The sequence below is a fragment of the Catellatospora coxensis genome, assembly GCF_016862635.1.
Lineage (GTDB): Bacteria > Actinomycetota > Actinomycetes > Mycobacteriales > Micromonosporaceae > Catellatospora > Catellatospora coxensis.
Genome location: NZ_BONI01000079.1, coordinates 38,230 through 44,502, shown reverse-complemented (window position 1 = coordinate 44,502; position 6,273 = coordinate 38,230). Strand labels below are relative to the sequence as shown.

General features: G+C 69.8%; 3 protein-coding genes. 2 read left to right on the top strand and 1 reads right to left on the bottom strand.

Annotation, left to right across the window (positions count from 1 at the left end; genetic code table 11):
* Window positions 1–262 precede the first annotated feature (262 nt).
* Window positions 263–754 (top strand): hypothetical protein, encoded by a 492-nt coding sequence (locus Cco03nite_RS33850; RefSeq protein ID WP_203697864.1) that lies wholly within the window; start codon window positions 263–265, stop codon window positions 752–754.
* A gap of 87 nt (window positions 755–841) precedes the next feature.
* Here the strand turns inward: Cco03nite_RS33850 and Cco03nite_RS33845 are convergent, their stop codons facing one another.
* Window positions 842–2,107, bottom strand: coding sequence for an outer membrane protein assembly factor BamB family protein (locus Cco03nite_RS33845; RefSeq protein ID WP_203697863.1), 1,266 nt, complete (start codon window positions 2,105–2,107; stop codon window positions 842–844).
* A gap of 433 nt (window positions 2,108–2,540) precedes the next feature.
* Between Cco03nite_RS33845 and Cco03nite_RS33840 the strand changes: the two genes are divergently transcribed.
* Window positions 2,541–6,173: a PKD domain-containing protein gene (locus tag Cco03nite_RS33840; RefSeq protein ID WP_239167881.1), complete on the top strand. Its 3,633-nt coding sequence runs from the start codon at window positions 2,541–2,543 to the stop codon at window positions 6,171–6,173.
* Window positions 6,174–6,273 lie beyond the last annotated feature (100 nt).

Below are 6,273 nucleotides of genomic sequence, written 5' to 3'. Positions count from 1 at the left end.
CCCGGGCAAAGCAAGGGCACCCTGCTGACACCGCACACCCTTTTCGGGCCCCTGCCACGGGGGCCTTTTTCGTATCCGCGTTGGTTTCGCGACGGAGAGTCGCGCCGAGGTGCAGTTTCGCGGGTGGCGGAATGGCCCACCCCCTCCGGTTGAGCCTTCTCGGCCCGCGGGGCAGAATCTGCGGCACCCGGGGCGCTATCCGGGAGGCAGCAGTCAGGTCGCCGGATCGTCAGGGCGGCCGGCGGGGGAGGATCGAGATCGGATGAGCTACGGCCTGCAGGCAGTCATCGGCGCAGAGGACGTCCTCCGCAAGGTCGCCGCGGAGCAACCCGGTGCCGTGGTCGTGCCGCTGCGGCAGGGTTTCGCCCTCATCCCCATGACGGACGAGCTCTTCGACGCCGCGACGGACGGCAGCCGCGGTGACGGTCTGCGTTTCTGGAAGTTGCCCGGTGGTTTCGAGAACGTGCTCTCCGACTGGTCCAAGGCCGGCCCGCTGGGTTATGTCGAGGCGGACTACCTCGGTGGCGTGGGCACGCAGCGGGCGGCCCTGTGGGCGCGGGGCGAGCTGGCCATCGGGCCGATGTACGTCGGCGAGCACGAGCCGTTCCCGGCCATCGGCAGCCCCATCTCCCAGGTTCTCGCGCACCTCGGCGCGGTCCGCCGGCGGCGTGACGCCGACGAGTTCGTCTCCGTGGGGCTGAACCGCTGCCGGGGCACCGACGAGTGGCTGGACGTCGACGCACCTACGCGATGAATCGCCGTCGGCAAGGTCATCAGGAGGCTGTGCCCGCGACACGCCGTCGAACCGTGCCATAAATTCATGATCGTCGCGGACCGGGGGTCAGGAGGCGGCGAGGAGGACGGTGCGGGGGGTCAGGTAGTAGTCGTCGTCGGGGGCTGTGGTGGGGGCGCCGGGGATGGTGCGGACGAGGGCCAGGTAGCGGCCGGAGGTGTGCACCTGGGCCAGGTCGTAGGTGAAGTCGGGCTCGTAGTAGAGCTGGAGGCGCGTGCGGGAGAGTTCCTTGCCGGAGGTGGCGCTGACGGCGATCAGGGTGTGGTCGGGGGCGAGTAGGAGCACCCGGTCACCGGAGGCGGTCAGCAGGCGCGGTGGTGGTGTGGTGTCGCCGGCGGGGGGCTGCCAGGTCCACTGCACGGCGCCGGTGCGGGGGTCGTGGCCGTCGAGGCGGGTCACGGCGGCCGGATCCGGTGCGGTGACGACGATTCCGGCGGCGAGGAGCGAGCCTGCGGCCGCCAGTGGCGGTGCTGGTTCGGCGGTCGGGCCGGTGAGGATCAGGCCCTCGGCGCCGGTGGCGCTGGTGAGGCGTACGCCCTGGCAGTGTGAGTGGCCGACGGCGCAGGAGACGGGCTCGGTCGTGGTCACCCCGCTGCCCAGGTCGGTCAGCGCCGTGCCGGTGGTGGTGTCGACGCGCCGTACGGTGCCCGCGCAGGTGTCGTGGACCAGGTACTGCCGGTCCGAGGTGAGGTCGACGCCGCGGCAGTCCCGGCTCACGGGCGCGGCGACCTGCCAGCGCTGGGCGCCGGTGGTCGGATCGTATGCCGTGACGTCGGCGGGGCCGGCGACGAGGACGGCGCCACCGGTGGTGAACAGGCCCGGCGGCTGGTAGACGGTCGACGCCCCGGTGCGCCGGCCGGTGTAGGAGTCGCCGAGGGCCTCGGCGTGGATCTGCCAGGCGACGGTGCCGGTGCGGGCGTCGGTGCCGACGAGTTCGCCGTCGGACCAGGAGCTGACCACGACCGGGCTGCCGCCGCCGACGGCGACGACGCCGATCAGCTGCGCGGGCCAGCGGCGCAGCGACCACAGCGCGCTGCGCTCGTACTTGAAGTTCGGCGGTGCGTCGGCCCAGACCTGCCGTTTGGTGGCGAAGACGCGGATCCGGTCGTCGAGTACGAGCGGGGCGGAGACCAGCACGCCGATCGGGCCCGGGGCGGGGATGACCGGCTCGGGGTAAGGCTTGCGCGCCGGGGTCACGACGTCGGCCGGGCCGAGCACGCGCCAGGCCACCAGTCCGGCGGCCGCCAGCAGCGCCACCGAGACTGCGCCGATCACCGCGAGCCGTGCGCCGCGGGGCAGGGTCCGCCACCTCATAGGTGCACCCTATTACGGAGGCTTGGCCGCATTCCGGGGGCGTTCGGCCAGGTGATGGCGGGGTGACGCGAGCCGCCGACGGCGCGGTCGCGCCTGCCGCGACGGCATATCCGCAGCGTGGCAGTGGTCACCCGGGCGGTGTCGTAAGTGCGACTGGCCAATTCACCTGCCGCGGCTGGAATACATATGCCCAGGTCAGCGGGGTGTTGATTTCGGCATCGGACGGGGGTTCCGGTGCGCATTGCCCACTCGGACCATCGGATGAGGCGAAGAGCCCATTCCCGACCGTCGGCTGCCTTGAGAGGGTGCTCCCTAGGCTTCCGGGGGAAGCTGTACTTCCACCTGGGTTTGGGGATTCTGAATGCGTGGGGGATCAACCGTGCGCACACGCAAAGGCGTGGCATCTGTAGTCACAGCTTCGTTACTCGGAGCTATGTCCATTGTGGGCGCCGTCTTCGTGACCGCGTCCACCGCTTCGGCGGCACAGCCGAAGCCCAATCACACGAAAATCGTCCCGGACGTTCCGCGAACCAACACTCCGCGCATCACCTCCGGTGAGATCACGGACATCGCGTACGTCGGCAACCGGGTCTTCATCGCCGGCACCTTCACCTCGGCGCGCAACAACACGTCGACGAACACGACGGTGGTCAACCAGGCGAACCTGCTGGCCTTCAACATCGACACCGGTCTGATCGACACCGCGTTCAAGCCGGTGTTCGCCGGCGGCGGGGTCACCGAGGTCGAGGCGTCGCCGGACGGCACCAAGCTGTTCGTCGCGGGCCGCTTCAACACCATCAACGGGGTGTCGAAGAAGAAGTTCGCCTCGCTGAACCTGACCACGGGCGCGCCGATCGCGGGCTTCACCGCCAACGCGAACGGTGCCGGCACCGCGATCGAGGCCACCAACACCACGGTGTACCTGGGCGGCCAGTTCACGCTCATCAACAACACCGCGCGGGTCGGCCTGGCGGCCGTGAACGCGACCACCGGTGCGCTGGTGACCGCCTTCAACAACAACCTGTCCGGCGGCATCGGCGTCGACGGCGCGCTGACCGTGCAGGCCCTGGTGCTCACGCACGACGACACCAAGCTGCTGGTCGTGCACACCGCGCGCAAGATCGCGAACCAGGACCGCTACGGCGTCGGCCTCATCAACACCACGACCAACGCGCTGCTGCCCTGGCGCACCCGGCTGTGGGAGGACAACCTCCAGTTCGTCGGCGGCATCCAGCGCATCTACGCGGGCGACATCGCGCCGAACGACCAGTTCTTCGTGGTGACCAGCGGTTCGGGCGGCGACCGGCCCCCGATCAACGACACCGCCATCGCGTTCCCGATCGCGGGCAACGACCTGGTCGAGCCGCAGTGGATCTCCCGGGCGTTCGACAGCCTCTACTCGGTCGCCATCACGGAGAACGCCGTGTACATCGGCGGCCACTTCTCCTGGAACGAGTCGCAGACCTCGCCGGACCCGTGGCCGGGTCTCGACGACGTCGGCTACGGCACGGGCCAGGGCCTGAGCGGCTACGGCCTGGGCGACGCGGTCGTCCGCCGCGACCACATCGGCGCGCTGGACCCGACCAACGGCAAGGCCATCGAGTGGAACCCGGGTTCCAACTCGTACGAGGGCAACAAGGCGATGCTGGCCACCCCGCGCGGCCTGTTCGCCGGCGGTGACGCGACCACCCAGGGCGGCTACAACGTCGGCCGGGTCGCGTTCTACGACTTCAACTCGATCCCGGCGGCGTCGCCGTACGACACGAAGATCGCCACGCCGATCGAGGGCCAGGTCAAGCCGGCCGGCCAGGAGTTCACGATCACGGGTTCGGCCACCGCGACGGGCAACTCGCTCAAGCGCGTGCAGGTCGAGATCGTCGACATGGACACCAACCGCTACCTGCAGCCCGACCTCACGACGTGGGGCTCGGCGGCCATCATCAACACCAACCTGGCCTCGCCGAACACCGCGGCCAGCAACTGGTCGCTGCCGGTGACGATCACGGGCAACCGCCGCATCAAGGTGTTCGCGAAGTCGTTCGCGAACAACGGCAGCAGCGACGCGACCAAGGCGGTCAAGAAGTTCGAGACGTTCAGCCTCGACGACCGCCCGCCGACAGCGTCGATCACCGGCCCGTCCGGCGGCGTCGTGCCGTCGACCACGTTCACCGTCACCGGCACCGCCACCGACGACAAGGGCGTGCAGTCGATCGGCTACACGATCCGCGACGCGAACAACCGCTACCTGCAGGACGACGGCACCGTCGCCAGCACGTTCAGCACCTTCCGGATCCAGCCGGACGTCGTGGGCGGTCTGACCACCACGTGGTCGACCGAGGTCACCGTGCCGTACGAGGGTGAGTGGAAGATCCAGGTCACGCCGTCGGACACCGGCGGCCAGTCCTCGCTCGACACCACCGACCGCAGCTGGATCATCAGCTCGACCGGCATCGCACCGTCGGTCACCATCACCGCCCCCGCGGTGATGAATCCGCCGACCGCGACCGCGCCGCTCACCGTGGCGCCGGGTGGCACGCTGACCTTCTCCGGCACGGCCACCGACGACCAGAACCTCAACTTCGTCGAGATCCAGCTGCGCAACAGCACCACGCGCGAGAACCTGGCCTCCGACGGCACCTGGGGCACCGACGTGCAGGCGGGCTGGTACCGGGTCTCCCCTGCCAACCTCAACGCCACGTCGCTGAACTGGTCGTACACCACGCCGTTCACGCTGAAGCCGGGCGCGTACTCGTTCTCGGTCAAGGCCGCGGACGACCTGGGCCTGGAGACGTCCAACGCCAACCAGGGCAAGCTGACGATCAACGCGCAGATCCCCGGCGACAACCCGCCGAACGGCCTGCTCAACGTCACCGGCAACCAGACCGCCGACGTGCTGCACCTCGACCTCGTCGGCACCGCGACCGACGACTTCGGCGTGGCCAGCGTCAAGGTGGCCATCCGGGAGCTGGACAGCAGCCGCTACCTGCAGGCCAACGGCACGCTCAGTGCCGCGTTCGCGACCCGCGACGCGGTGCTGGCCACGCCGAACGGCACCAGCAGCACCTGGACGCTGTCGACCGACCTGCCCGTGCAGGGCCGGTACTCGGTGACGGCGTACGCGTACGACACGGTGGGCCAGCAGGACACGTCGACGACCGGTGCCACCGCCACGTACACCATCTACCCCGGTGACCTGCCGCCGGTCGTCTCGACGACCCTGATGCAGCCGGCGAACGGCGCGGTCTTCACCGACGCGCGCATCTTCGTCAGCGGCCGGGTCGAGGACGACCAGCAGATCGCCAAGGCGCAGGTGGCGATCGTGGACAGCCAGGGCCGCTACATGAGCTCGACCGGCACGTTCACCAGCACGTCGGCCAGCTGGCGGGACGCGTTCCTGAACTCGCCCGGCTCGCCCGGCTCGAACTACTCGTACACCAGCCCGGCGATCCCGGCCGGGACGTACACGGTCAAGGTCCGTGGTGTCGACCAGCACGACTTCGCCACGAACCCGTCGGTGGACGTGACGGTGACGGTGCAGGTGCCGGCGAACAACGCTCCGGTCGCCAACTTCACGGTGTCCTGCGCGGCCAACGTCTGCACCTTCGACGGCCGCAGCTCGACCGACGAGAACACCCCGGCGCTGACGTACTCGTGGAACTTCGGCCAGGGCTCCGGCTCCGGCGCGGTGGCCACGAAGACCTACACCTCGGCGGGCACGTTCAACGTGGTGCTGACGGTGAAGGACGAGTACGGCCTGACGGCGACGAAGACCCTGCCGGTGACCATCACGGAGCCCGCGGGCAACGTGGCGCCGACGCCGGTCATCAACACCCCGTCGTGCACGCTGCTGGTGTGCAACATCTCCGGCGTCGGGTCCGCGGACCCGAACACCGGCGACACGTTCACCTACCTGTGGAACTTCGGTGACGGCACCCCGACGAGCACCTCGTCGGCGCCGGCCCACACGTTCCCGGCCGCGGGCACGTACACGCTGACCCTCACCGTCACCGACGGCTGGGGCAAGGCGGCCAGCACGACCAGGCAGATCACCGTCGCCGCCGCGTGACAGGTGAACCTCCCCGCCGGGCCTGACGGTCCGGTGGGGAGGGCCCGGCAGAACGAAAGACCGCCGCCGGCTCTCGGGCCGGCGGCGGTCTTTTTCGTGG

Bases quoted from the DNA above. Each gene is read 5' to 3' on its own strand.
- Cco03nite_RS33840 (WP_239167881.1), top strand. From the start codon at position 2,541: ATGTCCATTGTGGGCGCCGTCTTCGTGACCGCGTCCACCGCTTCGGCG.
- Cco03nite_RS33850 (WP_203697864.1), top strand. From the start codon at position 263: ATGAGCTACGGCCTGCAGGCAGTCATCGGCGCAGAGGACGTCCTCCGC.
- Cco03nite_RS33845 (WP_203697863.1), bottom strand. From the start codon at position 2,107: ATGAGGTGGCGGACCCTGCCCCGCGGCGCACGGCTCGCGGTGATCGGC.